The organism is Rhodococcus sp. K11/5 (genome assembly GCF_055193735.1).
Window position 1 is genome coordinate 2900169 of sequence record NZ_CM143721.1, and the last position, 26685, is coordinate 2926853.

The window sequence follows — 26685 nt, forward strand, 5'->3', positions numbered from 1 at the left end:
GCTCCTCTCACGAGGACGTGAAGGACGCCCATTCGTCGAGGAGGGTGGCGGCCGCACCCTCGTCGACCGCCGCCGTCACCGTTCGGAGACCGTCGGCCAGCGCGTCGAGCAGGGTGCCGTCGACGCCGCGGAAGGCCGCGACGGCGGCGGCCGCGTTGAGCAGTACGGCATCGCGCACCGGTCCGTGCTCTCCCGCGAACACCCGACGCGCGATTCTCGCGTTGACGGCGGCGTCGCCCCCGCGCAGCGCATCCAGAGGCACTCGGGCGATACCCAGCTCTCGCGGGTCCAGGACCTCACGCACCACGGAACCACCGCGTACCACGTTCACCTGCGTGGTGGACGACGTCGTGATCTCGTCCAGACCGTCGTCGCCGCGCACCACCAGCACGGAGTGACCGCGTGCCGCGAACACCCCGGAGACGACGTCCACCAGATCCTCGAACGCGCACCCCACCAGACCCGCGCGCGGTCGCGCCGGATTGGTCAACGGGCCGAGCACGTTGAACACCGTCGGGATACCGATCTCCTTGCGCGGCGCCGCCGCGAACCGCAGCGCCGGGTGGAAGACCGGTGCGAAACAGAAGCCGATGCCGAGCGCACGCACGGACGCGGCGACTCGATCCGGTCCCTGATCGATGCGGACACCCAGCTCCTCGAGCACGTCGGCGCCACCGCTCTTGGAGGACGCGGCTCGGTTGCCGTGCTTGACCACCCGCACCCCACTCGCCGCGACCACCACCGAAGCCATCGTCGAGATGTTCACGGTGTGCGACCGGTCTCCCCCGGTACCGACGATGTCGACCACGTCGTCGTCGATCGGAACCGCATTCGCGTGGTCGAGCATCGTGTCCGCCAGTCCCCGCAGTTCCTCTGAGGTGACGCCCTTCATCTTGAGGGCCACTCCGAATGCCGCGATCTGGGCCGACGTGGCGTTGTCCGACATGATCTCGTCCATCGCCCACGCCGTGTCCGCGGCGGACAGGTCACGGCGCGACGAGAGATCCCCGAGCACCGCCGACCACGTGCGCCTCGAGTCGGGGCTCGCATCCGCAGGGTTCATGGTCGGCGAGCCTACTGGGCGGAACCGGCTCCACCGGAGGGCGGCTGCAGCGCATCCCACCCCAGAACCGAGCCTCCCCGTCGCTGCGCCAGCCCCGCCATGCGCGAACGCTCCTGAGAACAGTGCAGGGCGTCGAGAACCTGGACGCGCTGCAGCACCAGCAGCCGGGCATGGTCGACGGCAACGGGAACGGACCCGGGTGTCTGGGCCAACGGTCCCGACGTCGCCTCGACGTATCCGTCCTGGCCCGCCACCGACACGGCGTCCGGCACCTCGGCCGCCGGCAGCATCAGGTGGTGACGAAGGACGACCTGGTCCGCCGGGGCCCATCGAGGCTCGGTCCTCGCCGCCCGTTCGAGCGCTGCCGAACACGCCTCGATGTCGTCGAAGCTCGATGCCACGACCACCAGATCGGGCCGGGTCATGTCCAGATCGGGGACCGAACGACCACGGAACAGGCGCTTCCACCATCGCTGTGATCCATCGCTACTCATGAGTCGACAGTAGCCAGGAACCACGATCGCGACTGTTCGCGACGGCAGGGTGTACCCGCATCGCGCCGAGTCGACGCGCCAACTTCGGACCCGGCTATGCCATCCGTACTACGAAGAGTCATACTTCAGAAGTGACGAGCGCAGTAGGTACTTCGGGATCCGCCATCACCCAGCGTGTTCACTCGCTGAACCGGCCGAACATGGTCAGCGTGGGCACCATCGTGTGGTTGTCCAGCGAGCTGATGTTCTTTGCCGGTCTCTTCGCGATGTACTTCGTCGCGCGAGCCCAGGCCGCTCCGGGCGAATGGCCGCCCGAGCCCACCGAGTTGAACCTGGCCCTGGCCGTGCCGATCACCGCGGTGCTGATCGCCTCGTCCTTCACGTGCCAGCTCGGCGTGTTCGCCGCCGAGCGCGGCGACGTGTTCGGCCTGCGCAGGTGGTACATCCTCACCCTCGCCATGGGCACGTTCTTCGTCTTCGGACAGGGCTACGAGTACTACCACATGGTCCACGAGGGCACCTCGATCTCGAGCAGCATCTACGGCTCGGTCTTCTACATCACCACCGGCTTCCACGGCCTGCACGTCATCGGTGGCCTCATCGCGTTCGTCTTCCTCATCGCCAGGACGCTGGTCAGCAAGTTCACGCCGGCCCAGGCCACCGCGGCAATCGTGGTGTCGTACTACTGGCACTTCGTCGACATCGTCTGGATCGCCTTGTTCGCGACCATCTACTTCATCCGGTGACGGGTCGGGTGTCGAATGATTGACAACACCCCTGCTCACGGTCGAAAGCACGCTTCGTCGCACCGAGCCGAAAAACCGGCCCACTGCGACATCCCCGACACGACAAAGGGATACAGATGAGTACCTCTCCTCAGGCAGAACCCGGAGACGCCGTGGACTCGGCACAGGCCGACGACGGCACGACCGCGTCCAGGTTTCGACGCAAGCGCAAGCGCAATCGGCGCGTAGGCGGTGCTCTGGCTCTGCTCATGGGCCTGGTCAGCGCGGGCTTCCTCGCGGCGACCTTCACACCCGACGCGCAGGTCGCCACGGCGCAGGAAGACTCCGCCGCCATGGTGCGCGAAGGCAAGCAGATCTACGACACGTCCTGCGTGACGTGCCACGGCGCCAACCTTCAGGGTGTCCAGGACCGCGGACCGTCGCTCATCGGCGTCGGCGAGGCATCGGTGTACTTCCAGGTTTCCTCCGGACGTATGCCCATGTCGCGCAACGAAGCGCAGGCCGAGCGCAAGGCACCCAAGTACAACCAGAGCCAGGTCGACGCACTCGGCGCCTACATCCAGGCGAACGGTGGCGGCCCGACGGTCATCCGCACCGCCGACGGTGAGGTCGCTCAGGAGTCCCTCCGCGGTGATGACGTCGCCCGCGGCAGCGAGTTGTTCCGGTTGAACTGCGCCTCCTGCCACAACTTCACCGGTCGTGGTGGCGCACTGTCCTCGGGCAAGTACGCGCCGATCCTCGATCCGGCGAACGAGCAGCAGATCTACCAGGCCATGGTGACCGGCCCGCAGAACATGCCCAAGTTCTCCGACCGCCAGCTCACGCCCGAGGAGAAGGGCGACATCATCTCCTACGTTCGGGCCAACGCGGAGACGCGTCCGCAGGGTGGCTACGCGCTCGGTGGCTTCGGTCCCGGCACCGAGATGGTCGCCATGTGGATTCTCGGAATCGGAGCCGTAGTCGGCGCAGCAGTATGGATCGGAGCCAGGTCATGAGTGACGAACGCGGCAGGCACGGCGCGGACGACGAGAACACACCCGAGAGCGGCGGATCGGACACGCCGAACATCGATCGGCAGTACTCGGACGAGGAATTGTCGAACATGAGTCGCGACGATCTCGTCGCGCTCGGTACCAACCTCGACCACGTCGACGTCGCCTACCGTCGTCCCCGCTGGCCGGTTCCCGGAACCAAGGCGGAAAAGCGCGCCGAGCGCAACGTCAGCGTGTGGTTCTTCCTCTCCGGCGTGGCCGCAGTCGCGTTCATCGGCATCTACCTCTTCTGGCCGTGGCAGTACGCCGGCCTCGGCGAGGACACCTACGGGATGTACAGCCTGTACACGCCTCTGATCGGCCTGACCATGGGTCTCGCCATTCTCGGAGTCGGCGTCGGCGCCGTGCAGTTCACCAAGAAGTTCATCCCCGAGGAGATCTCCATACAGGACCGCCACGACGGCGGTTCGTCCGAGCTGGACAAGAAGACCGTGGTCGCCGAGCTCAGCGACTCGTTCGACACGTCGACGCTGGGCCGTCGCAAGATGATCAAGCGCAGCCTGGTCTTCGGCGGCGGAGCGCTCGGCGTCATGGCGATCCTTCCGCTCGGCGGATTGGTCAAGAACCCCTGGGCCGAGGGCGACGACTCCTCCCTCTGGGTTTCCGGTTGGACCCCGAACTTCCCCGGAGAAACGGTGTATCTTCGGCGGTACACCGGACGTCCCCACGACATCGTGCTGGTACGTCCGGAAGATCTCGATGCAGGTTCCATGGAGACCGTGTTCCCCTACCGTGAAACAGAGCGCGGTAACAACGAGGAACTCGGGCACGCGCTGAAGGGCATTCGAAACGCGGTCATGTTGATTCGTCTTCGCACCGAGGACACGGATCGCACCGTGAAGCGTCGCGGGCAGGAGAGCTTCAACTACGGCGATTACTTCGCCTACTCGAAGATCTGCACCCACCTCGGCTGCCCCACCTCGCTGTACGAGCAGCAGACCCAGCGAATTCTCTGCCCGTGCCACCAGTCTCAGTTCGACGCGTTGGAGTACGGACGTCCGGTCTTCGGACCCGCAGCCCGTGCACTCCCACAGCTGCCCATCACCGTCAACGAAGAGGGTTTCCTCGTTGCCGCGGGCGATTTCATCGAGCCGCTCGGCCCCGCGTTCTGGGAACGACCGGCCGGAGTTCATGAGCAGGACAGCACGTCTGCTGCATCATCGGAAGGTCAACGATGAGTCCATCTGTAGCCACGCTTGCTGCGAAGCAAGCCGAGGGCGTCGACTCCCGCTATCACCTGTCAGCGGGGATGCGTCGGCAAATCAACAAGGTCTTCCCGACGCACTGGTCCTTCCTGCTCGGTGAGATCGCTCTGTACAGCTTCGTCATTCTTCTGATCTCCGGCACGTTCCTGACGCTCTTCTACGACCCCTCGATGGCCGAAGTGGAGTATCAGGGCGCGTACACACCACTGCGTGGTGTGGAGATGACACGCGCGTACGCCACCACCCTGGACATCTCGTTCGAGGTGCGCGGCGGACTCTTCATGCGCCAGATCCACCACTGGGCGGCCTTGCTGTTCGCTGCGTCGATCATCGTGCACATGATGCGCATCTTCTTCACCGGTGCGTTCCGTCGCCCGCGTGAGGCCAACTGGGTCATCGGCTCGCTGCTGCTCATCCTGGCGATGTTCGAGGGCTTCTTCGGCTACTCGCTCCCCGACGACCTGCTCTCGGGCACCGGCCTTCGCGCCGCACTCAGCGGTATCACCATCTCCATCCCGGTGATCGGTACCTGGATGCACTGGTTGATCTTCGACGGCGACTTCCCCGGCACGATCATCATCCCGAGGTTGTACGTGGCGCACGTGCTGCTGCTGCCGGCCATCATCCTGGCGCTCATCGCAGCTCACCTCGCGTTGGTCTGGTACCAGAAGCACACGCAGTTCCCCGGCCCCGGCCGCACCGAGAAGAACGTCGTCGGCGTTCGCATCCTCCCGGTGTTCGCCGTCAAGTCCGGTGCGTTCTTCGCCATGACCTTCGGTGTCCTCGCGGTCATGGGTGGCGTACTGCAGATCAACCCGGTCTGGGCGCTCGGACCGTACAACCCCTCACAGGTGTCGGCGGGTGTTCAGCCCGACTTCTACCTGATGTGGACGGACGGCATGGCCAGGCTCTTCCCCGCGTGGGAGATCTACATCGGCAACTACACCGTTCCGGCCGTCTTCTGGGTCGCCGTGATCATGGGCCTCGTGTTCGCGATCATGATCTTCTACCCGTGGATCGAGAAGTTCTTCACCAAGGACGACGCGCACCACAACCTGCTGCAGCGTCCGCGCGACGTCCCGGTTCGTACCTCGGTCGGCGCGATGGCCATCACGTTCTACGTGATCCTCACGCTCTCCTGCGTCAACGACCTCATCGCGTACACGTTCTCCATCTCGCTGAACGCGATGACGTGGGCAGGCCGTATCGGTCTGGTCATCCTGCCGCCGCTGATCTACCTGATCACCTACCGGTTCTGCATCGGTCTCCAGCGCAGCGACCGTCAGGTGCTCGAGCACGGCATCGAGACCGGCGTCATCAAGCGCCTGCCGCACGGTGCGTACGTCGAGGTTCACCAGCCCCTCGGCCCGGTGGACGAGCACGGACACCCGATCCCGCTCGAGTACCAGGGTGCAGCCATCCCGAAGAAGATGAACAAGCTCGGAACGGCCGGCAAGCCCGGCTCCGGCAGCCTGTTCTCTCCCGACCCGGTGGAAGAGCACGAGTTGCACGAGCAGTTGTCGCACCAGGGCGAGCACGATCAGCTCACGATGCTGCGGACGTACCAGGCGAAGGTTCTGGCCGCGAGTGGCAGCGGAAACGGCCGCTCGAACGGCAACGGCCTTGCGAACGGCAACGGTCACGCCAACGGCAACGGCAACGGTCGTAGCAACGGCATTGGCAATGGCAATGGCAACGGCAATGGTCACGCCAACGGCAATGGCAACGGCAATGGCAACGGACACACTCCGGAGTCCAACGGCCACTGATCGACTGCTTCACCACACAAGCGCCACCCGATTCGTCGGGTGGCGCTTGTCGTGTATGAGGGCACTTCTCACCGTGCGCGCGAGACGGTTGTCGACCACTCCCCTCCCCCACCGTCGACGGTGGCCGTCACGAGAATGGAGCGCACTACCGAGACACTCGAGATCGATGGTCTGCTCGCGGCGGTGTCGTGACGCGACAGCGGGGATCCGTGGTCATCGCGAAGCGGTCGATCTCGCACGGCGGCTTCCCGTCAGCACCGTCCGGCCCGCGCCCCCAGCGCGTCGTCGACCGTCGCGTCGGTCGTTGTTCTGGTGTGAGCCGCACAGTCGATCCGCACCCTCTGTGTACGGAGCACACCCCCTCCAGCAGCCTGGAGCGGGTGTTCCGGACACGTAAGTGGTGCGGATCGGAACACGAACGGTAATCACGCTGCTATCGACTCCGCCGGCGCACGCGTCACCCGCGGCGGCCACCATCACCTCGCGCACCCCCCAGCGCTCCGCGCACCCTGCACGGTGCGCAAGATCCAACGGCGACACCGAACCCGCCGTGACGGCGCTCTGGCGGCACGTGTCGGCTCCGGTTGATCCGCGCCCTCTGTGTACGGAGCGCACCCCCTCCAGCAGCCTGGAGCGGGTGTTCCGGACACGAAAGTGGTGCGGATCGGCACACGAACGGTAATCGCGCTGGTTGCCGACTCCGCCGACGCGCACGTCACCCGCGGCGGCCACCATCACCTCGCGCACCCCTCAGCGCTCCGCGCACCCTGCACGGTGCGCAAGACGCTGAACGGTGCGCAAGAGCGAACGGCGACACGGAACCCGCCGCCGGCGCACGGCAGCAGCCCGTTCCGGACACCTGCATCGAACGGGAGCCCCTGGCGTGTTTGCCCGCCCAACGCTCACCCCGCCCACGAGTGCGGGGCACCCTCGGTCCGTACAACGAACCGAGGGTGCCCCTCACTCAGCTCTGTGCAACGAACCGAGGGTGCCCCTCACTCAACCCGCCCCACAACGACAACACCCCCCGACCACAGCGGTCAGGGGGTGTCGAAGAAGATCGGGTCAGTGCTTCTCGGGACCGACGTGGTACTCGAACACGAGGCCCGTTGCCGCGATGATGACGAACAGCGTGCCGAGCACCAGCATCCACGGCTGGTAGAAGGCGAGCGCGAGGGCCATCCAGGCGGCACTGGCCGCGAGGACGATCGGCCAGAAGCTGCCGGCACTGAAGAAGCCGAGGTCACCGGCGCCGTCCGCGATCTCGGCGTCGTCGTAGTCCTCGGGGCGGGTGTCGAGGCGACGAGCCACGAAGCGGAAGTACGTGCCGATGATCAGCGTCAGGCCGACCGACAGCGCGATGGCCGTGACACCGACCCACTCGATACCCGTCCGCGAGAAACCGGTGAACACGCCGTAGGCGATGCCGACCAGGATGAAGAACATCGTGAGGATCTCGAAAAGCTTGGCTTCGATCTTCATGGGTCAGTTCCCTTCCGCGGCGCTGGCGGACCGTACGGTGCGCTCGGTCTCGAACGGTGACGTGGAGGTGGAGCGGGGCTCCTCGCCGATGGACTCGAGCGCCTGGGCGTTCGTCTGGCCGTCCTGGCGTGCCTCGATGTAGGAGTTGAAGGCCTCCGGGCTCACGGCACGGACCTCGAAGTTCATCATCGAGTGATACGAGCCGCACATCTCGGCGCAACGACCGACGAACGCGCCTTCACGGTCGATCTCGCTGATCTGGAACACGTTGTCCGATGCATTGGCCTCGGGGTTGGGGAGCACGTCGCGCTTGAACAGGAACTCGGGAACCCAGAACGAGTGGATGACGTCGGACGAGTTGAGCACGAACTCGATGCGCCGCTCGGTCGGGAGCACCAGGACCGGGATCTCGTCGCTCGAGCCGACGGTTTCGATCTCGTTGTAGTTCAGGTACGACAGGTCGGTGACCTCGCGGCCGAACAGCGGGCCGGGCTCCTCACCGGTGGGGGTTCCGGAGGCCTCGGCGGCGTTCTCCCGCTCCTCGTCGGTCCCGTCGTAGAACGCGCTGCCGTCCTTCATGTCGACCGTGCGGTAGCCGAACTTCCAGTTCCACTGGAACGCGGTGACGTCGACCACGACATCGGGGTCTTCCTGCTTCTCGCCGACGTAGTTCTGGACGACGATCGTGAAGTAGAAGAGGACGGCGATGATGACGAACGGAACCGCGGTGTAGAAGAGCTCCAGCGGAACGTTGTACGCGGTCTGGCGGGGGAACTCGGGAGAGTCCTTCTTCTTGCGGTGGAAAGCCACGGTCCAGAAGGTCAGGCCCCACACGATCACGCCCATGATGAGGGCGGCGATCACGGACCAGGTCCAGAGCTCGCGCATCCGGGTGGCCTGCGGGGTGATTCCCGACGGCCATCCGAAGCGCAGGACGTCATTGTCGATTCCGCAACCGGTCAGCACCACTGCCGCTACGGCCAGGGTTGCTACCAGCCCGAGTCTTCTCGTCATTCGACGGCCGGATCCACCACGCTGCGCCACGGTCACGCCTTCCTGATTGCCAATTCGAGATGTGGAGAATCCCGATGTGCGCTGCAGGTTCTTCACAGCACCGCGCGGGACATCTCCGTGTACTACGCAGCGTAGACCAAAGCGCGGACACTTCTCGTGTCGGGTCGCGCCGTCCGTGTCGGCGACGGGCGGATCGGTGGGAGTCGCTGCTCTGCGGCATACTCGGACCGCAATCGTCGCCGGTCGAACCCATCGGACGGTCGGGTCACCTCGGCCCCGAGAATGCCCGTGACTCACGAGCACCTCGGTCACCCGAAACCAGGGTCATCCGAAACCAGGGTCACCCGAACCCGGGGTCGCCGCCGACGCCGCTGTGACGACGCGAGGAATCAACGCTGTGTGTGGACTGCTGGGACTGCTGACGTCGACCGCGGATGCGGAGGGTGTCGTCGACGCCGTCGGCCACGCATCGCACTGCATGCGCCACCGTGGGCCCGACGAGCCGGGCACCTGGCACGACGCCGACCTCGCTCTGGGCTTCAACCGTCTGTCGATCATCGACATCGAACATTCGCACCAGCCCCTGCGCTGGGGACCCGCCGACGATCCCGATCGCTACGCCCTGGTGTTCAACGGCGAGATCTACAACTACCTCGAACTGCGAGAGGAGTTGGCTCGCGACCACGGCGCGGAGTTCCGTACGGAAGGCGACGGTGAAGCCATCGTGGCCGCGTTCCACGTCTGGGGTGACGACGCGGTACGCCGTCTTCGCGGCATGTTCGCGTTCGCTCTGTGGGACACGCACGAGCGCGAGCTCTTCCTCGCACGCGATCAGTTCGGCATCAAGCCGCTGTTCTACGCGTCGGGTGCGGCGGGCACGGCTTTCGGCAGCGAGAAGAAGAGCATCCTCGAGCTTCTCGACGCGGTGGGCGCGTCGGACGAGCTCGACCCGCGGGCGCTCGAGCACTACACCGTTCTGCAGTACGTCCCGGAACCGGAGACCCTGCACGCGGAGGTGCGTCGTCTCGAATCCGGTTGCTCGGCGCGGCTGCGCCCGGGCGGCTCCCCGGTGATCAGGCGCTACTTCACCCCGACGTTCCCGGTGCGTCCGGTCTCCCCCGGCTCCGAGGAGTCTCGGTACCGCGAGATCGCCGAGGCACTCGAGGACTCGGTGGCCAAGCACATGCGCGCCGACGTCACGGTGGGATCGTTCCTCTCGGGCGGTATCGACTCGACCGCGATCGCGGCGCTGGCGATGCGGCACAACCCGAACCTCGTCACCTTCACGACGGGATTCGAACGCGAGGGGTACTCCGAGGTCGACGTGGCCGCGGAGTCGGCCGCCGCGATCGGCGCCGAGCACGTCGTGAAGGTGGTCGGACCGGAGGAGTTCGCCGCGTCGATTCCGGAGATCGTCTGGTACCTCGACGATCCCGTGGCCGATCCCGCACTCGTGCCGCTCTACTTCGTGGCGAAGGAAGCGCGCAAGCGCGTGAAGGTGGTGCTGTCCGGGGAGGGTGCGGACGAGCTGTTCGGTGGCTACACGATCTACCGCGAGCCGCTGTCGCTGAGCCCGTTCGAGAAGCTGCCCCCGAGTCTGCGCCGCGCGGCCGGCCGACTGAGCGAACGTATCCCCGAGGGCACTCGCGGCAAGAGCCTGCTGCATCGGGGGTCGATGCCGCTCGAGGAGCGCTACTACGGCAACGCGCGCAGCTTCAACGACGCGCAACTGCGGTCCGTGCTCCGCGACTTCCGCCCCGAGTGGACCCATCAGGACGTCACGGCGCCCATCTACGCGCAGTCGCGCGGATGGGACCCCGTGGCCCGGATGCAACATCTGGATCTGTTCACCTGGTTGCGCGGCGACATCCTGGTGAAGGCCGACAAGATCACGATGGCCAATTCCCTGGAGCTTCGTGTGCCGTTCCTGGACACCGAGGTGTACGAGGTGGCATCGCGGCTACCGCTCGATCAGAAGATCACCAAGTCCACCACCAAGTACGCGCTGCGTCGGGCGTTGGACGGAATCGTTCCCGCACACGTCCTGGAGCGAGCGAAGCTGGGCTTCCCGGTCCCGCTGCGGCACTGGCTGCGGGGTACGGAGCTGTTCGACTGGGCGTTGCAGCAGATCGAGGATTCGCAGACCGACCACCTGCTGAACAAGGCGGCGGTGACGGCGATGCTGCACGATCACCGTGCGGGCAGGAGCGACCACAGCCGACGGCTGTGGACCCTGCTCATCTTCATGGTGTGGCACGGCATCTTCGTCGAGAAGCGCATCGTGCCCGCCATCGCGGAGCCGACCTACCCGGTTCGACTCTAGGAACGCCTCGGCCTCGATTCTGCGAGCGAATCATCCCGTCGCGTGCGACATCTCGCACGTAGGACGACGTTTCGTTCGCAGAATCGAGTCGAAGGAAACCTACGCGGGCAGAATCGTCGCGATCTCGGCCGCGGCCTCGTCGCCGTACGCGTCACCGATGCGCTTGACGGCGTCGTCCCGGTCGAGCACCCACTCCTGGGTGCCGGTGGTCTCGAGGACGAGAACGGCGATGTACGAACCGAGCTGCGCGGACCGCTCGAGGCCGAGACCGGCGGCGTGTGCGACGAGGAACCCGGCGCGGAACGCGTCGCCCACACCCGTGGGATCGACCTTGCTGGTCTCGGGCACCACGCCGACGCGCAGATCGGTGCCGTCGGCGCCGACGATCTCCACGCCGTTCGCGCCCAGCGTGGTGACCCGCAGGCCGACCTTGCTCCGGATCTGCGATTCGGTGAGGCCGGTCTTCTGCCGCAGCAGGCCCCACTCGTACTCGTTGGTGAAGAGGTACTTCGCGCCGTCGATCAGCTCGGCGGCCTGAGTGCCGTCGAGGCGGGCCAGCTGCTGGGAGGGGTCCGCAGCGAAGTCGATGCCCAGCTCACGGCACTCGGCCGTGTGCCGCATCATCGCGGCGGGGTCGTTGGCTCCGACCAGGACGAGGTCCAGGTCGCGACCGTCGGCGACGGTGTGGATCGAGATGTCGCCGGCCTCGGTCATCGCACCGGGGTAGAACGACGCGATCTGCGCCATGTCCTCGTCGGTGGTGCACACGAACCGCGCGGTGTGGGCCTTCTCGGAAACGCCCACCGCGCTGCAGTCGACGCCGTTGCGCTCGAGCCACTGCTGGTACTCGGCGAAGTCGGGGCCGACCGCACCGACGAGCAGGGGGTTCACCCCGAGGACACCCATCGCGTAGGCGATGTTGCCGCCGACGCCTCCACGCCGGATCACCAGGTCGTCGACCAGGAAGCTGAGCGAGACATGGGCCAACTGGTCCGCGAGAAACTGGTCGGCGAAACGACCGGGGAATCGCATCAGATGGTCGGTTGCAATCGAGCCGGACACCGCAATGGTCACGTCCGAGGGCCTTTCAGCTGAGGAAGGGGAACCCGACAGACCTTACCCGGGAGTCACGCCCACCAACCCCGGCAACGGGTCCGCACACGAAGAACCCCGGTCCGCGACGCGAACCGGGGTCGATCGAAACACTGCAGCCGAGATCAGTTGAACGAGTCTCCGCACGCGCACGAACCGGTGGCGTTCGGGTTGTCGATCGTGAAGCCCTGCTTCTCGATGGTGTCGACGAAGTCGATCGATGCGCCCTCCACGTACGGGGCACTCATGCGGTCGACGGCCAGGGTGACCCCGGCGAAGTCCTTCACGAGGTCGCCGTCGAGCGAGCGATCGTCGAAGAACAGCTGGTAACGCAGTCCGGCACATCCGCCGGGCTGCACTGCGATGCGCAGTGCGAGATCGTCGCGGCCTTCCTGATCGAGCAATGCCTTGGCTTTGGAGGACGCCGCATCGGTCATGATGACGGCGTGCGTCTCCACGTCACTGGTCGCCGTGTCGGTGGTGACGTCGTTCTGCACAGTCATGGGTACTCCCTCTTCGCTCGTGAACCCGCGAACACCTCAACGGTACTCCCACCTCCGCTATTCCACACAGGCCACCGAGCCCAACCATGGAGGATGCGGACGCAGTGTTCTCGCCGACGCCGACGTCGAATAACCTGGGAACCGTGAAACTTCCCCGCCTCGGACGCTCCGGTGACACGAACGACTCCCCCGACGACGACGCGACGCGCGTCGAGACCGTCGAGACCGAGTCCGCACCGCAGCAGTCCGTGGGCAAGGGTCGCCCCACCCCCAAGCGCCGCGAGGCCGAGGGCCGTCGGCGCGGGCCCATGGCTCCGGCGCCGCTGACGGCGAAGGAAGCGCGCGCCCGCCGCAAGGCGACCCGCGGCAGCAAGGAGGATCGCAAGATCGCCGCGGCCGAGCGTCGGGAGCGGTCCGCCGATCAGCGCGCGCGGATGATGGCCGGTGAGGAGAAGTTCCTCCTCCCCCGCGACCGTGGTCCCGTGCGCGGGTACGTCCGCGACCTCGTCGACGCCCGACGCAACTTCGTGGGGCTGTTCATGCCCCTCGCCCTGATCCTCCTGGCCGGACTGTTCCTTCCGCCGGACGTGCAGAGCGTCGTCACCCTCGCCGTCTTCGTGATCATGCTGCTGATGGTTCTCGACGGCTACCTGATCGGTCGGCGCATCAACAACCGGGTCCGCGAGCGTTTCCCGGACACCGCGGACGGTGGTTTCAAGCTCGGCTGGTACGCCTTCGTCCGGGCGTCCCAGGTCCGCAAGATGCGGGCCCCGAAACCGCGTGTCGGCCCCGGTGACGCGGTCTGATCGGACCCTGGTCCTCGGCGGTGCCCGTTCCGGGAAATCCGGTTTCGCCGAGTCCCTGCTGATCGACCGGCCGTCGGTGCGGTACGTGGCGACCGGACGCCGTGACGCCGCGGATCCGGACTGGCACGCCCGTATCGAACGTCATCGCGAGCAGCGCTCCGCGAACTGGTCCACGATCGAGATCACTCGTCACGACGAGGTGGCGGCAACGCTCCGGGTGGACCCGACGCCCACCCTCGTCGACGACCTGGGAACGTGGCTGACGGGCGCAGTCGACGACCTCGACGCGTGGGACTCCCCCCGCGGAACCGTCGGGCCCGCCGTGGACGATCTGCTCGACGCCGTGGCGTCGTTCTCTGCTCCGCTCGTCATCGTGACGCCCGAGGTGGGTCTCGGTGTGATTCCCGAATCGCGCGCGGGCAGACTCTTCCGCGACGAGATCGGGGCGGTCAACGCGAGGCTCGCGGCCGCGTGCGACGCCGTCTACCTCCTGGTGGCCGGCGTACCCCTGAAACTGACCTGACCCGCTCGACCGAAAGGCCCCCGGTGACCCAGAACCCTCCGTTGTTCGACCCGGTCGATCCGCCCGATGCCGCGACCGCCGCGGAAGCTCGCGAACGCCACGCGATGCTGACCAAGCCCGCCGGGTCCCTCGGTCGGCTGGAGGATCTGGGTGTGTGGGTGTCCTCGTGCCAGGGCGTCTGCCCGCCGCACCGGTTCACGCGCCCGCGGGTCGTGGTCTTCGCCGGGGACCACGGCATCGCCGGCCACGGGGTCTCGGCCTACCCACCGGAGGTGACGGCGCAGATGGTGGCCAACATCGCCTCGGGCGGCGCCGCGGTCAACGCGTTGGCCACCGTGTCCGGAGCCACCGTGCGCGTCGTCGACATCGCGGTCGACGCGGACACGGACGCGACGGTGTCGACGCACAAGGTGCGGCGCTCGAGCGGGTCGATCGACCGCGAGGACGCGCTGACGAACGACGAGGTGCGAGCGGCACTCGCGGCCGGGAAGGCCGTCGCCGACGAAGAGGTGGACGGCGGAGCCGATCTGCTGGTCGCGGGCGACATGGGCATCGGCAACACCACGCCGGCGACGGTGCTGGTCGCCGTGCTGACGAACACCGAGCCGGTGGCCGCCGTCGGCCGCGGGACCGGAGTCGACGACGCCGGCTGGATCCGCAAGACCGCCGCGATCCGCGACGCGATGCGTCGAGGTCGGCCCGCGGTGAAGGACTCCGTGGCGCTGCTGCGCACGGTCGGAGGCGCCGATCTGGCGGCGATGACCGGCTTCCTCGTCCAGGCCGCGGTCCGGCGCACCCCCGTGATTCTCGACGGGATGGTGGTGACGGCCGCCGCTCTCGTCGCCAACGAACTGTCGGTGGGCGCGTCGGCCTGGTGGGTGGCCGGTCACCGGTCCACCGAACCCGCCCACACCCTGGCCTTGAAGCACCTGCGGATGGAGCCGCTGGTCGAGATGTCGATGCGACTGGGTGAGGGGTCGGGGGCCGTGGTCGCGCTGCCGATCCTGTCCGGCGCGGTGGCGGTTCTGGCCGACATGGCCACCTTCGCGGATGCCGGTGTGAGCACCAACGACGCATGAGAACCGGTGTCGCGCTCGCCTTCTCCTGGCTCACCGTCCTGCCGGTCCGCGGGCCCGAGGTGGTGGACCGACGGGCCGCTCGCGGCGCCATCGCCGCCACGCCGCTCGTCGGGATCGTCCTCGGCGCACTCGTCGCGATCGTGGTGTGGCTCGCCTGGCGGGCCGGTGTCCCCGCCCCCCTCGCCGGTCTGATCGGCGTCGCCGCCCACGCCCTCGCCACCAGAGGCATGCACGTGGACGGATTGTCCGACACCGCCGACGGGTTGGGCTGCTACGGCGACCCCGAGCGAGCACGGACCGTGCTGCGATCCGGTTCGGCGGGACCGTTCGGGGTGGCCACCCTGGTGGTGTGCCTGGGCGCTCAGGCGATGGCGATGGGCGAACTCGCCGAACGCGGGGCCCTCGTCGCCGTCGTGGTGGCGGGCCTCGTCTCGCGCACCGCCGTGGTTCTCGCGTGCCGCGGGTCGGTACCGCCGGACGGCTCGGACGGTTTCGGTGCCCTCGTCGCCGGAACACAGGGGCGCGTCACGGTCGCGCTCTGGTCCGTCGCCGCGCTGGTCGCTGCCACCGCCGCGATTCCCGATCGGTGGTGGCAGGGCGTCGTCGTCGCTGCCGCGCTGATCGCAGGCACCGCCCTCTTCGTCCGGCACTGCGTCCGACGCTTCGGTGGTCTCGTCGGAGACGTGCTCGGCGCGACCATCGAGCTCACCGTGACGGTGTTCCTCGTGGCGTGCCTCGTGGCCGGGTGAGGACCGAACGGAGGTTCAGGAACCGGCGCGCAGGGTGCTCATCCAGCCGTGGGTGTCGGCGAACGTGCCGCGTTGAATACCGGTGAGGGTGTCGCGCAGCGCCATCGTCAGCTCCCCCGGCTCCCCGGTGCCGATGGTGAAGTTGCCGTCGGCGGACTTCACGCTGCCGACCGGGGTGATCACCGCGGCCGTCCCGCACGCGAACACCTCCGTGATCTCGCCCGATTCGGCCTTCTTCTGCCACTCGTCGGTGCCGATCTTGCGCTCCTCGACGGAGAACCCCGCATCGATGGCCAGGGTCAGCAGCGAATCGCGGGTGATGCCGGGCAGCAAGGATCCCGACAGCGACGGGGTGACGAGCCGCGCGTCCGCTCCCGATCCGAAGACGAAGAACAGGTTCATCCCGCCCATCTCCTCGACGTAGCGACGCTCGGTCGCATCCAGCCAGACGACCTGGTCGCATCCCTGGTCCGCGGCCTGCGCCTGCGCGAGCAGCGACGCGGCGTAGTTGCCCGCGAACTTCGCCGCGCCCGTGCCTCCGGGTGCCGCGCGCACGTACTCGGTGGACAGCCACACGCTCACCGGCTTGACCCCGCGCGGGAAGTACGCCCCCGCGGGCGAGGCGATCAGGAGGTAGCGGTAGGCCGACGAGGGGCGCACGCCGAGCCCGGCCTCGGTGGAGAACATGAACGGACGCAGATACAGGGCGTCCTCGCCGCCGGCCACCGGAACCCACTCGTGATCGACCGCGAGCAGTTCCTCGATCGACGCCCGGAACAACTCGACGGGCAACTGCGGCATCGCCATGCGTGCGGCGGAACGCTGCAGGCGTTCGGCGTTGGCCTCCGGCCGGAACGACGCGAGTCCGCCGTCCGGCTGGCGGTAGACCTTCAGACCCTCGAAGATCGCCTGACCGTAGTGCAGCACCATCGCGGCCGGGTCCATGAGGAACGGTGCGTAGGGCGTCACGGTCGCGTCGTGCCATCCGCGGTCCGTCGTGTAATCGATGGACACCATGTGGTCGGTGAAATGCGCACCGAAACCCGGGGCGGCGAGCACGGCGTCGCGGGCCGAGGCAGGCGCGGGTGACGGGTGGTCGACCCGGTGGAATTCGAGGTGGCCAGTCATGCGGTCATCGTAAATGACCGGGGTGCATTCGAGGTCACCGCACGTGCGACGACACGAAGGGCGGTCGGACGACCTTGCACCGGACGGCCCGTCCGCGGACGTCGACATCCACCTCGTCCCCCACCGCGACACACGACTTCACGTCGAGCAGAGCGAGCGCGATGCCCACCTTCTCGGTCGGGGAGAAGGTTCCGGACGTCGTGATTCCCACGGTGTGATCGTCGTGCAGCACGCTCAACTCGGGTCGCAGGACACCGCGACCGAGGGCCCGCAGTCCCACCAGGGTGCGGTGCGAACCGGATTCCTTCTGCGCGACGAGTGCGTCCTTTCCGCGGAACTCGGCCTTGGTCCAGCCGATGGCCCAACCGCACCGCGCTTCCAGGGGCGAGATGTCCTCGGACAGTTCGTGCCCGTGCAACGGGTAGCCCATCTCGGTCCGCAGGGTGTCGCGTGCACCCAGTCCGGCGGGCTCGCCGCCGACCTCGCGGACGGCGGACAGCAGTGCGTCGAACAGCGGTGCGGCGGTGTCCCAACGGGGAAGAAGTTCGTAGCCGTGCTCGCCGGTGTAGCCGGTGCGGCACACCCTCACCTCGCCGTGCTCGCCGAAGGCCACGTCCTCGAAGGCCATGTAGTCCAGCGACGACGGCAGTCCGACCCGGGTCAGTACGTCGGCCGAGAGCGGCCCCTGCACGGCGAGGACCCCGTGGTCGCGGTGCGCCGACGCGACGGTGATCCCCTCGGGTGCTCCGTCCGCGAGGATCTTCACGACGGCCTCGGTGTTGGCGGCGTTCGGGACCAGGAAGACCTCGTCCTTGCTCACCAGGTAGGCGATGAGATCGTCGACGACACCGCCGTCCTCGGTGCAGCACAGTGTGTACTGGGCCTGCCCGGGGCGAATCCGCTTCAGGTCGTTGGTCAGGACCGAGTTCACGTACTTCGCGGCGCCGGGGCCGGACACGACGGCCTTACCGAGGTGGCTGACGTCGAACAGGCCGACCGTGGTGCGCGTGGCGGTGTGTTCGGTCACCGTTCCCGCATAGGACACCGGCATCGACCAGCCCCCGAACTCGGCGAAGGTCGCCCCGAGAGCGACGTGCGCATCGTGGAGTGGTCCGCGGAGGAGGTCTGGTTCGCCGAGGGATTCGCTCATGAGACGAGACGGTACCCAGCCTACGATCGTCTCGAGCGTCAACGTCACCCACTCGTCAGGAGCGAACAACCGTGAGTAGTCAACAGTCCCGCACACTCGGGCCCGAACTGGTTCTGGCCGGATCCGTGGACAAGGGGGTCGACGTGGTTCTCGTCGGCCTCGAGACGTCGCCCGACGGTCCCCGCATCGTCGGCGCCGACGTCCTCGGCGACTCCGCTGCCGACATCCTCGCCGGTCTTCTCGCGCTCGGCGCGACCGGACGAGTCGATCAGCTCACCCGCATTCCCGCGCCGCCGTCGTTGCGCGCTCGCAGCGTCCTCGCCGTCGGAATCGGCGGACCGGACGTGCGCACCGACGAGGTCGTCCGACGTGCGGCCGGTGTCGCGGCCCGCAGCCTCGCCGGCGTCGGTCGCGTTGCGACCACCCTGTCCGTCGATCGGCTCGGCGCGGCCGCCGAGGGTCTGTTCCTCGGCGCCTATCAGTTCGCCGAGTTCAAGCAGAAGTCCGCGCCGAAGGACGACGCCACCCCGCTGGGTCGGGTCGACCTTCTCGTCTCGGCCCCGAAGGACCAGGCCGCGAAGGCCGAGTTGGAGCGCGCGGCCGCCGTCGCCGAGGCGGTGGCCACGGCCCGCGATCTGGTGAACACACCGCCGAGCCACCTCTTCCCGGCCGAGTTCGCCGACCGTGCGAAGGCGCTGGGGACGGCCGCCGGACTCGACGTCCAGGTTCTGGACGAGAAGGCGCTCGACAAGGGCGGCTTCGGCGGCATCATGGGCGTCGGCAAGGGGTCCTCGCGTCCCCCGCGCCTCGTCCGCATGACCTACACCGGCGGCAAGAAGAAGGCCACCTCCGTCGCCCTCGTCGGCAAGGGCATCACCTTCGACACCGGTGGCATCTCGATCAAGCCGGCGGCCGGCATGGAGAACATGACCTCGGACATGGCCGGGGCGGCCGCGGTGGTGGCCACCGTGGTTCTCGCGGCGACGCTGAAACTGCCGATCAACGTCACGGCGTACGTCCCGATGGCCGAGAACATGCCGTCGTCCACCGCGCAGCGGCCCGGCGACGTTCTCACTCAGTACGGCGGAACGACGGTCGAGGTCATCAACACCGACGCCGAGGGCCGACTGGTTCTCGCCGACGCGATCGTGCTGGCCTGCGAGGACGAACCCGACTACCTGATCGACACCGCGACCCTCACGGGCGCACAGATGGTGGCTCTGGGTACCCGCACCCCCGGTGTCATGGGAACCGACGCGTTCCGCGACCGCGTCGCGTCGTTGTCGCAGTCCGTCGGCGAGAACGGGTGGGCGATGCCCATGCCCACCGAACTCCGCCCGGATCTCGATTCACGGGTCGCGGACCTCGCGAACGTCACCAACCATCGCTGGGGCGGAATGCTCGCGGCCGCGTTGTACCTGAAGGAGTTCGTCGCCGACGGGGTCCAGTGGGCCCACATCGACGTGGCCGGCCCGGCCTTCAACACCGGCGGCCCACACGGATACACGGTCAAGGGCGGAACGGGAGTTCCCGTCCGCACCATGATCACCGTCCTCGAGGACATCGCCGAGAAGGGCTGACCCTCGGTGTGCGGGCAGGGGATCCGGTGGTCAGATCCCCTGCTCGCGCCGCCGGATGATCTTCTGGCGGGCATCGTGATCGCGCATGCGTTGCGGATACCCGGTCTTGCGCACGTCGTAGACCGGAATCTTCAGGTCCTCGCCCAACTTGCGAGCACCCTTCTCCCCACCCACGGCGCGGCGTGTCCACTCGCCGTCGTTGGCCACCAGCACCACGGTGATCGGCGTGACCGTCGTCTTCGGCTCCACGAACGCCTCCACCCCGATGCGGGCGGCCGTCCAGTCCGCGAGATGACGGCGGTCCGCGTCGCGCGCGCCGGGCGCCTTCGCGCCGCGGCGCTTTCGGGTGAACCTGTCGAACAGACCCATGTTTCTCCTCACGTCGGCGATGACCGACTCCGTGGTCGCGGCTACGGCGGAGCGTTCGACGGTGGCCGAACGAACTCGATGCCGACAACACCATCATGGACGACGCCGCGCCGACCCCGCCGAGCGCGAACCCGCCGCAGAAGTGACAGGATGATCCGTGCGCCGGGTGAACCATCTCACGGCGTGGGCGTTGCACCCGTGCGGCCAACTTGCCGCGCAGGTCGCACTCCGCCACCACAATGGTTCGAGTATCGACCGATGCAGTAGCACCACCAGCGTCACAGCACCACAGTTCACGACCACGAGTCGGCAGCAGCCGCTACACCCTAAATTGTCGAGGAGTCAACAGAAATGACCTTCTCCGTCCAGATGCCAGCTCTCGGTGAAAGCGTTACCGAGGGAACTGTCACACGGTGGTTGAAACAGGAAGGGGACACCGTCGAAGTCGACGAACCCTTGCTCGAAGTCTCGACCGACAAGGTCGACACCGAGATTCCGTCACCGGCAGCGGGTGTGCTGACCAAGATCGTGGCTCAGGAAGACGACACCGTCGAGATCGGCGGTGAGCTCGCCGTGATCGGCGACGCCGACGACGACGCGTCGAGCGACAGCGACAGCGACGAGTCCGGCAGTGAATCCGACGAGGACACCGAGGCCGACGACACCGAAGCCGACGCCGGCCCGTCGGACGCGGCCGAGAAGGCCTCCGTCGAGGGCGAGAGCGAAGTCGAGTCCGACGCCGACGCACCTGCGGACGACGACTCCGCCGCCGACGATTCCGGCGACACGGGATCCGGCGACGGCACCCCGGTCACGATGCCCGAGCTCGGCGAGTCCGTCACCGAGGGCACCGTCACCCGATGGCTGAAGGCCGTCGGCGACGAGGTCGCCGTGGACGAGCCCCTCCTCGAGGTCTCCACCGACAAGGTCGACACCGAGATCCCGTCCCCCGTGGCCGGCACCCTCCTCGAGATCACCGCCGAAGAGGACGACACCGTCGAGGTCGGTGGACAGCTCGCCGTCGTCGGTTCGAAGTCGGCGCCCAAGCCCAAGGCCGAGCCGAAGAAGGATCCCGAGCCCGAGAAGAAGCCCGAGCCGGAGAAGAAGCCCGAGGCCGACGCCGAGAAGAAGCCGGTCGCGAAGAGCACGCCGAAGCCGGAGTCCGGAAGCGAATCGTCCGCGCAGGCCGCCAAGCAGGCCGATCCCGAGCCCGCGGGCGAGGTGTACTCCCCCGAGCCCAAGTCGGAGTCCAAGTCCGAGAACAGCGATTCGAAGTCCGCGGCGACCACCTCGTCGTCGACCTCCGGCTCCACCCCCTACGTGACCCCGCTCGTCCGCAAGTTGGCGGCGGAGAACGACGTCGATCTGAACTCGATCGACGGCACCGGCGTGGGTGGCCGTATTCGCAAGCAGGACGTGCTCGCCGCCGCCGAGGCCAAGAAGGCCCCCGCGGCCGACGAGGTACCGGCCGCGTCGGCTCCGGCGGCGTCGGCTCCGGCGGCACCGTCGAAGCCGTCCACCGCGGGGGTTCGTCCGGAACTCGCGCATCTGCGCGGCTCCACGCAGAAGATCAACCGCATTCGTCAGATCACGGCGAAGAAGACCCGCGAGTCGCTGCAGACGTCCGCGCAGCTCACGCAGGTCTTCGAGGTCGACATGACGAAGGTCGCGGCGCTGCGCACCAAGGCGAAGGGCACCTTCAAGGAGCGCGAGGGCGTCAACCTGACGTTCCTGCCGTTCTTCGCGAAGGCCGTCGTCGAGGCGCTGAAGGTTCACCCCAACGTGAACGCCAGCATCAACGAGGAGAAGAAGGAGATCACGTACTACGACTCGGAGCACCTCGGCATCGCCGTGGACACCGAGCAGGGTCTGCTCTCCCCCGTGATCCACAACGCCGGCGATCTCTCGCTGGCCGGGATCGCCCGCGCGATCGCCGACATCGCCGGCCGGGCGCGCTCCAACGGCCTCAAGCCCGACGAGTTGTCCGGTGGCACCTTCACGATCACCAACATCGGCAGCCAGGGGGCATTGTTCGACACCCCGATCCTGGTTCCGCCGCAGGCGGCGATGTTGGGAACGGGTGCGATCGTCAAGCGCCCCGTGGTGGTCACGGACGCATCGGGAAGCGAGTCCATCGGCGTTCGGTCGATGTGCTACCTCCCGCTGACCTACGACCACCGCCTCGTCGACGGTGCGGATGCGGGTCGATTCCTGACCACCATCAAGCAGCGACTCGAAGAGGGCGCGTTCGAGGCCGACCTGGGTCTGTGACCTCGGCCCGGTAGAGGCGCTGCCGCGTCCCCTCGAGCGACACGTCTGTAACCTCGGAAGTCCCCGGACGGGGGCATCCGCTCCACCCGATCGCGGTGGCTGCGGGTGCCCCCGTTCGCCGTCGAAGGAGACTCGAAATGCGAATCGTCATCGCAGGATCGTCCGGCCTCATCGGCACCGCCCTGGTCGCGTCGTTGCGTCGCGGCGGACACGATGTCGAGCGCCTCGTGCGCCGCAAGGCGTCCGGACCCGACGAGATCCGGTGGGATCCCACCACCGGCACCATCGACCCCGAGGTCCTCCGCGGCGCCGACGCCGTCGTGAACCTGTGCGGCGTCGGTATCGGGGACAAGCGCTGGACCGGCGCCTACAAGCAGGCCATCCGAGACAGCCGGATCGCCCCCACCGAGGTTCTCGCGCGGGCCGTGGTGGACGCGGGCGTGCCCGCGTTGATCAACGCCAGCGGCATCAACTACTACGGCGACACCGGGGACGTGGTGGTCGACGAGACGGCCGGCGTCGGTACCGGCTTCCTGGCCGAGGTGTGTCGGGATTGGGAGAACGCGACGTCCCACGCCGCCGAGAACGGCGTCCGCGTGGTGTTGCTGCGCACCGCCGCGGTGCTCTCCCCGCACGGCGGCATGATGGGCAAGCTCCGTCCGCTCTACCAGTTCGGACTCGGTGGCCGCCTCGGAAGCGGTCGCCAGTACTTTCCCTGGATCTCGCTGACCGATCAGGTGCGCGCCATCGTGTTCGCGATCGAGAACGACTCCCTCACGGGACCGGTGAACATGCAGGGACCCGCACCGGTGACCAACGCGCAGTTCAACAGCGCGATGGCGAAGACGATGCATCGGCCGGCGCCCTGGGTGGTGCCCGGTTTCGCCCTCACCGCGGTGATCGGCGAATTCGCGAAGGAAGCCGTACTCACCGGGCCCCGCGCCATTCCCGCCGCACTCGAGAAGGCGGGATTCACGTTCGAGCACAACACGATCGGCGAGGCCCTGGCGGACACCGTCGGGTGAGCGGATGACGCACGCGGTGGAGGACTCGGCGGGGCGTAACCTCGCCTCCATGAACGCTCGTTCCGCTCGCGCCGACGGCACCCCGGTCGACGTTCGCCGTCTCGGCACCGTCGACTACCGGACCGCGTGGGAGATGCAGCGCGAGTCGGCAGACCGCCGCGCGCGCGGCGAGGGGCGCGACGAGCTCCTGCTGCTCGAACACCCGTCGGTGTTCACGGCGGGACGCCGCACCGCGCCCGAGGACCGTCCGCAGGACGGCACCGAGGTCATCGATGTCGACCGCGGCGGCAAGATCACCTGGCACGGGCCCGGCCAGCTGGTCGGGTATCCCATCGTGCGCCTCGCCGAGCCGATCGACGTGGTCCGCTACGTCCGGCTGCTGGAGCAGGCGCTGATCGAGGTGTGCACCGACCTCGGGATCGAGTGCGGACGTATCGACGGTCGATCCGGGGTGTGGTTGGCCGCCGGCGCCGTGCGCGGAGTGTGGCAGCCCGAGCGCAAGGTGGCCGCGATCGGCGTCCGTGTCCAGCGCGGCGTGGCACTCCACGGTTTCGCGCTCAACTGCAATCCGTCCCTGGACGGCTTCGGCGCCATCGTTCCGTGTGGCATCGCCGACGCCGGGGTGACCACGCTCTCGGCCGAGCTGGGCCGGGAGGTGACCGTCGCGGACGTCTCCGACGACGTCGTTCGCACCGTGCTGGACGCGTTGAACGGCGACCTTCCGCTCACCGACCACGACGTGGTGCGGACCGCCCCGGGTGCCGCCGATCTCGTCGCGTCGGCGTCGCCGCCGCAGTTCACGACCAGGAAATTCGGGGCGTAGCATCGACGGTGTGACCGTCGTACCCGAGAACTCGCCTGCACAAGCCCCGAACGGACGCAAACTTCTCCGCCTCGAGGTCCGTAACGCGGAGACCCCGATCGAACGCAAGCCGTCGTGGATCAAGACTCGCGCCAAGATGGGCCCCGAGTACACCGAGCTCAAGAGCCTGGTGAAACGCGAAGGCCTGCACACGGTCTGCGAGGAAGCCGGCTGCCCCAACATCTACGAATGCTGGGAGGACCGCGAGGCCACCTTCCTCATCGGCGGTGAACAGTGCACCCGCCGGTGCGACTTCTGCCAGATCGACACCGGCAAGCCGGACGATCTGGATCGGGACGAGCCTCGCCGCGTCGCCGAATCCGTCCAGGCCATGGGCCTGCGGTACTCCACCATCACCGGCGTCGCCCGCGACGACCTCGAGGACGGCGGAGCCTGGCTGTACGCCGAGACCGTGCGCCAGATCAAGGCGCTGAACCTCAACACCGGCGTCGAGCTCCTGATCCCCGACTTCAACGCCGTGCCGGAGCAGCTCGCCGAGGTCTTCTCCTCGCGCCCCGAGGTGCTCGCGCACAACGTCGAGACCGTGCCGCGCATCTTCAAGCGAATCCGACCCGCGTTCCGATACCAGCGCAGCATGGACGTCATCACCGCCGCGCGCGACGACGGCCTGGTCACCAAGTCCAACCTGATCCTGGGTATGGGTGAGACCTTCGAGGAGGTCACGCAGGCCATGCAGGATCTGCACGACGCCGGCTGCGACATCCTCACCATCACGCAGTACCTGCGCCCCTCGCCGCGGCACCACCCGGTGGAGCGGTGGGTCAAGCCCGAGGAGTTCGTCGAGCACTCCAAGGCCGCCGAGGCCATGGGCTTCGCCGGAGTCATGGCCGGTCCGCTGGTGCGTTCGTCCTACCGCGCGGGTCGCCTCTACGCCCAGGCCATGGCGCACCACGGGCGCGACATCGCGGAGAACATGGCGCACCTCGCCGATGCCGGTTCCGCGTCGCAGGAAGCCAGCTCCCTGATGGAGCGTCTGGCGGCGCGCTGAGCCGAATCTCGACCCAGTTCCTCACGACGGCACCGACGGAATCCTTCGTCGGTGCCGTCGTTTTCGCCGTCGATGACCGAGGCGTCCGAACGGGGGCTTATCCTGGAAAGCATGGCGAACCGCAGTACATCCGGCAGCAGATCTGGGAAGGGCGGCAAACCCTCCAAGGAAGAGAAGGCCGCGGCGAAGGCCGCGCGCAAGAAGGCGTCGAAGGAACGCCGGTCACAGCTGTGGCAGGCGTTCAAGATGCAGCGCAAGGAGGACAAGCTCCTCGTTCCGCTCATGCTGGGATCGGTCCTCGGAACGGCCGTTCTGTTCTTTCTGATCGGTCTGATCTTCGGGATCGAGTGGCTGCTGCTGCCGTTCGGTGTGCTGATCGGTGTGATGTTGGCGTTCGTCATCTTCGGACGCCGCGTGCAGAAGTCGGTGTACGGCAAGGCCGAGGGCCAGGCCGGTGCCGCGGCGTGGACGCTGGACAACCTGCGCGGTTCCTGGCGGGTCTCCAACGCGATCGCCGGAACCACCCAGCTCGACGCGGTGCACCGCGTGATCGGCAAGCCGGGCGTGATCCTCGTGGCCGAGGGCGCTCCGCATCGGGTCAAGGCCCTCCTCGCGCAGGAGAAGAAGAAGACCGCTCGCCTCGTCGGCGACACCCCGATCTACGACATCGTCATCGGCAACGACGCCGGACAGGTGCCCCTGTCGCAGTTGCAGAAGTTCGTCACCAAGCTGCCGAAGAACATCGATTCCAAGCGAATGGACACCATCGAATCGCGACTGTCGGCGATCGGCACCAAGGGCGGGCCCGCGCTCCCCAAGGGCCCGATGCCGGGCGGCGCGAAGATGAAGGGCCTGCAGCGGACCATGAAACGCCGCTGACCGGCCGGTTTCCCACCGCCCTCGTCGCCTCCCCTAGCGGGTCGCGACGAGGGCGGTTCCGGTTGCGCGATCGTGCATTCCGCGGCTGTCGATGTCCGTCACCACGGCGGGCACCACCACGGCGATGAACACCTGACGCACGAGCGCCCGGACGAAGCCCACACCACCGGGCGCGTCGACGCGGGCGACCTGGATTCCGAGGACCACCTGGCCGGGCGTGAACGAGAACAGACTCACCGACGCGACCCCCAGTACGAACCACACGATCAGCGTGAGAGTCGACAGTCCACCGCTCACTCCGAGGCTCATGATCAGCGCGGCGACACCCATCGACATCAACCAGTCGACGGCCAGCGCCGCGATCCGGCGGCCGAAGGGCGCGAGCGACCCCGGCCCGTGCTTCGGCAGGCCCAGGTACTCGCCCTGGTACTCCTGCAGCTCGTGCTCGCCCTCGGGCATGGCCGCGGACGGTCCCGACAGCCATGATCCGGTCATTCGTGCCATGAGCGTCC

Annotated in this window: 25 protein-coding genes; 15 read left to right on the top strand and 10 right to left on the bottom strand. The window is 67.7% G+C overall.

What is annotated here, in order from left to right; genetic code table 11:
• Positions 1-7: 7 nt before the first annotated feature.
• Positions 8-1063, bottom strand: a complete 1056-nt coding sequence (gene trpD / locus ACY466_RS13685) for an anthranilate phosphoribosyltransferase (protein ID WP_463245901.1) — start codon at positions 1061-1063, stop codon at positions 8-10.
• 11 nt (positions 1064-1074) lie between these two features.
• Positions 1075-1557, bottom strand: coding sequence for a hypothetical protein (locus tag ACY466_RS13690; RefSeq protein ID WP_463245902.1), 483 nt, complete (start codon positions 1555-1557; stop codon positions 1075-1077).
• Between the two features lie 131 nt (positions 1558-1688).
• Between ACY466_RS13690 and ctaE the strand changes: the two genes are divergently transcribed.
• The 4 genes from ctaE to qcrB all read left to right on the top strand — a co-directional run bounded on the left by ctaE (position 1689) and on the right by qcrB (position 6329).
• Positions 1689-2303, top strand: a complete 615-nt coding sequence (gene ctaE, locus ACY466_RS13695; protein WP_463245903.1) for an aa3-type cytochrome oxidase subunit III — start codon at positions 1689-1691, stop codon at positions 2301-2303.
• A gap of 116 nt (positions 2304-2419) precedes the next feature.
• Positions 2420-3298, top strand: coding sequence for a cytochrome bc1 complex diheme cytochrome c subunit (gene qcrC / locus ACY466_RS13700; RefSeq protein ID WP_463245904.1), 879 nt, complete (start codon positions 2420-2422; stop codon positions 3296-3298).
• Positions 3295-4533, top strand: coding sequence for a cytochrome bc1 complex Rieske iron-sulfur subunit (gene qcrA, locus ACY466_RS13705; RefSeq protein ID WP_463245905.1), 1239 nt, complete (start codon positions 3295-3297; stop codon positions 4531-4533). The genes qcrC and qcrA overlap by 4 nt, the downstream gene beginning before the upstream one ends.
• Positions 4530-6329, top strand: coding sequence for a cytochrome bc1 complex cytochrome b subunit (gene qcrB, locus ACY466_RS13710; protein ID WP_463245906.1), 1800 nt, complete (start codon positions 4530-4532; stop codon positions 6327-6329). The genes qcrA and qcrB overlap by 4 nt, the downstream gene beginning before the upstream one ends.
• A 1065-nt stretch (positions 6330-7394) precedes the next feature.
• Here qcrB and ACY466_RS13715 read toward each other — a convergent pair.
• Both ACY466_RS13715 and ctaC read right to left on the bottom strand, forming a co-directional pair.
• Complete coding sequence (locus ACY466_RS13715) at positions 7395-7811, bottom strand: cytochrome c oxidase subunit 4 (RefSeq protein ID WP_463245907.1); 417 nt, start codon at positions 7809-7811, stop codon at positions 7395-7397.
• Between the two features lie 3 nt (positions 7812-7814).
• Positions 7815-8825, bottom strand: coding sequence for an aa3-type cytochrome oxidase subunit II (gene ctaC, locus ACY466_RS13720; RefSeq protein WP_463245908.1), 1011 nt, complete (start codon positions 8823-8825; stop codon positions 7815-7817).
• Between the two features lie 397 nt (positions 8826-9222).
• Between ctaC and asnB the strand changes: the two genes are divergently transcribed.
• Positions 9223-11148 carry an asparagine synthase (glutamine-hydrolyzing) gene (gene asnB, locus ACY466_RS13725; RefSeq protein WP_463252294.1) on the top strand — a complete coding sequence of 642 codons (1926 nt, stop codon included), beginning with the start codon at positions 9223-9225 and terminating at the stop codon, positions 11146-11148.
• 99 nt (positions 11149-11247) lie between these two features.
• Here the strand turns inward: asnB and ACY466_RS13730 are convergent, their stop codons facing one another.
• Together ACY466_RS13730 and ACY466_RS13735 are read right to left on the bottom strand one after the other, a co-directional pair.
• On the bottom strand, positions 11248-12222 hold the full coding sequence (locus tag ACY466_RS13730; protein ID WP_463245909.1) for a carbohydrate kinase family protein: 975 nt from the start codon (positions 12220-12222) through the stop codon (positions 11248-11250).
• Positions 12223-12365: 143 nt separating this feature from the next.
• Entirely contained in the window at positions 12366-12743 is a 378-nt protein-coding gene (locus tag ACY466_RS13735; RefSeq protein WP_463245910.1) for a HesB/IscA family protein, read from the bottom strand.
• A 143-nt stretch (positions 12744-12886) separates the two neighbouring features.
• On the opposite strand from ACY466_RS13735, the gene ACY466_RS13740 reads away from it, so the two are divergent.
• The 4 genes from ACY466_RS13740 to ACY466_RS13755 are packed head-to-tail and all read left to right on the top strand — an operon-like array spanning position 12887 to position 15900.
• Positions 12887-13549 carry a DUF3043 domain-containing protein gene (locus ACY466_RS13740; protein ID WP_463245911.1) on the top strand — a complete coding sequence of 221 codons (663 nt, stop codon included), beginning with the start codon at positions 12887-12889 and terminating at the stop codon, positions 13547-13549.
• Entirely contained in the window at positions 13536-14072 is a 537-nt protein-coding gene (locus ACY466_RS13745; RefSeq protein ID WP_463245912.1) for a bifunctional adenosylcobinamide kinase/adenosylcobinamide-phosphate guanylyltransferase, read from the top strand. Before ACY466_RS13740 ends, ACY466_RS13745 begins: the two co-directional genes overlap by 14 nt.
• Before the next feature lie 23 nt (positions 14073-14095).
• Positions 14096-15151 (top strand): nicotinate-nucleotide--dimethylbenzimidazole phosphoribosyltransferase, encoded by a 1056-nt coding sequence (gene cobT / locus ACY466_RS13750; protein WP_463245913.1) that lies wholly within the window; start codon positions 14096-14098, stop codon positions 15149-15151.
• Entirely contained in the window at positions 15148-15900 is a 753-nt protein-coding gene (locus ACY466_RS13755) for an adenosylcobinamide-GDP ribazoletransferase (protein WP_463245914.1), read from the top strand. Before cobT ends, ACY466_RS13755 begins: the two co-directional genes overlap by 4 nt.
• 15 nt (positions 15901-15915) lie before the next feature.
• On the opposite strand, the gene ACY466_RS13760 is transcribed toward ACY466_RS13755, so the two are convergent.
• A complete protein-coding gene (locus tag ACY466_RS13760; RefSeq protein WP_463245915.1) occupies positions 15916-17028 on the bottom strand; it encodes a branched-chain amino acid aminotransferase in 1113 nt (370 codons plus the stop codon).
• 34 nt (positions 17029-17062) lie between these two features.
• Positions 17063-18178, bottom strand: a complete 1116-nt coding sequence (gene gcvT, locus ACY466_RS13765) for a glycine cleavage system aminomethyltransferase GcvT (RefSeq protein ID WP_463245916.1) — start codon at positions 18176-18178, stop codon at positions 17063-17065.
• Positions 18179-18249: 71 nt separating this feature from the next.
• On the opposite strand from gcvT, the gene ACY466_RS13770 reads away from it, so the two are divergent.
• On the top strand, positions 18250-19758 hold the full coding sequence (locus ACY466_RS13770) for a leucyl aminopeptidase (protein WP_463245917.1): 1509 nt from the start codon (positions 18250-18252) through the stop codon (positions 19756-19758).
• Positions 19759-19788: 30 nt separating this feature from the next.
• Here the strand turns inward: ACY466_RS13770 and ACY466_RS13775 are convergent, their stop codons facing one another.
• Entirely contained in the window at positions 19789-20127 is a 339-nt protein-coding gene (locus ACY466_RS13775; protein WP_463245918.1) for an oxidoreductase, read from the bottom strand.
• A gap of 351 nt (positions 20128-20478) precedes the next feature.
• On the opposite strand from ACY466_RS13775, the gene sucB reads away from it, so the two are divergent.
• The 5 genes from sucB to ACY466_RS13800 all read left to right on the top strand — a co-directional run bounded on the left by sucB (position 20479) and on the right by ACY466_RS13800 (position 26173).
• Positions 20479-22398 (top strand): 2-oxoglutarate dehydrogenase, E2 component, dihydrolipoamide succinyltransferase, encoded by a 1920-nt coding sequence (gene sucB, locus ACY466_RS13780; RefSeq protein WP_463245919.1) that lies wholly within the window; start codon positions 20479-20481, stop codon positions 22396-22398.
• A 137-nt stretch (positions 22399-22535) separates the two neighbouring features.
• Positions 22536-23423 (top strand): TIGR01777 family oxidoreductase, encoded by an 888-nt coding sequence (locus ACY466_RS13785; RefSeq protein ID WP_463245920.1) that lies wholly within the window; start codon positions 22536-22538, stop codon positions 23421-23423.
• 49 nt (positions 23424-23472) lie between these two features.
• The gene (lipB, locus tag ACY466_RS13790; RefSeq protein WP_463245921.1) at positions 23473-24246 is read left to right on the top strand and encodes a lipoyl(octanoyl) transferase LipB; all 774 of its coding nucleotides are present in this window, start codon (positions 23473-23475) and stop codon (positions 24244-24246) included.
• Positions 24247-24256: 10 nt separating this feature from the next.
• The gene (lipA, locus tag ACY466_RS13795) at positions 24257-25294 is read left to right on the top strand and encodes a lipoyl synthase (protein ID WP_463245922.1); all 1038 of its coding nucleotides are present in this window, start codon (positions 24257-24259) and stop codon (positions 25292-25294) included.
• Positions 25295-25405: 111 nt separating this feature from the next.
• Positions 25406-26173: a DUF4191 domain-containing protein gene (locus ACY466_RS13800; protein ID WP_463245923.1), complete on the top strand. Its 768-nt coding sequence runs from the start codon at positions 25406-25408 to the stop codon at positions 26171-26173.
• Between the two features lie 33 nt (positions 26174-26206).
• On the opposite strand, the gene ACY466_RS13805 is transcribed toward ACY466_RS13800, so the two are convergent.
• Entirely contained in the window at positions 26207-26677 is a 471-nt protein-coding gene (locus ACY466_RS13805) for an RDD family protein (RefSeq protein ID WP_463245924.1), read from the bottom strand.
• Positions 26678-26685: the final 8 nt, after the last annotated feature.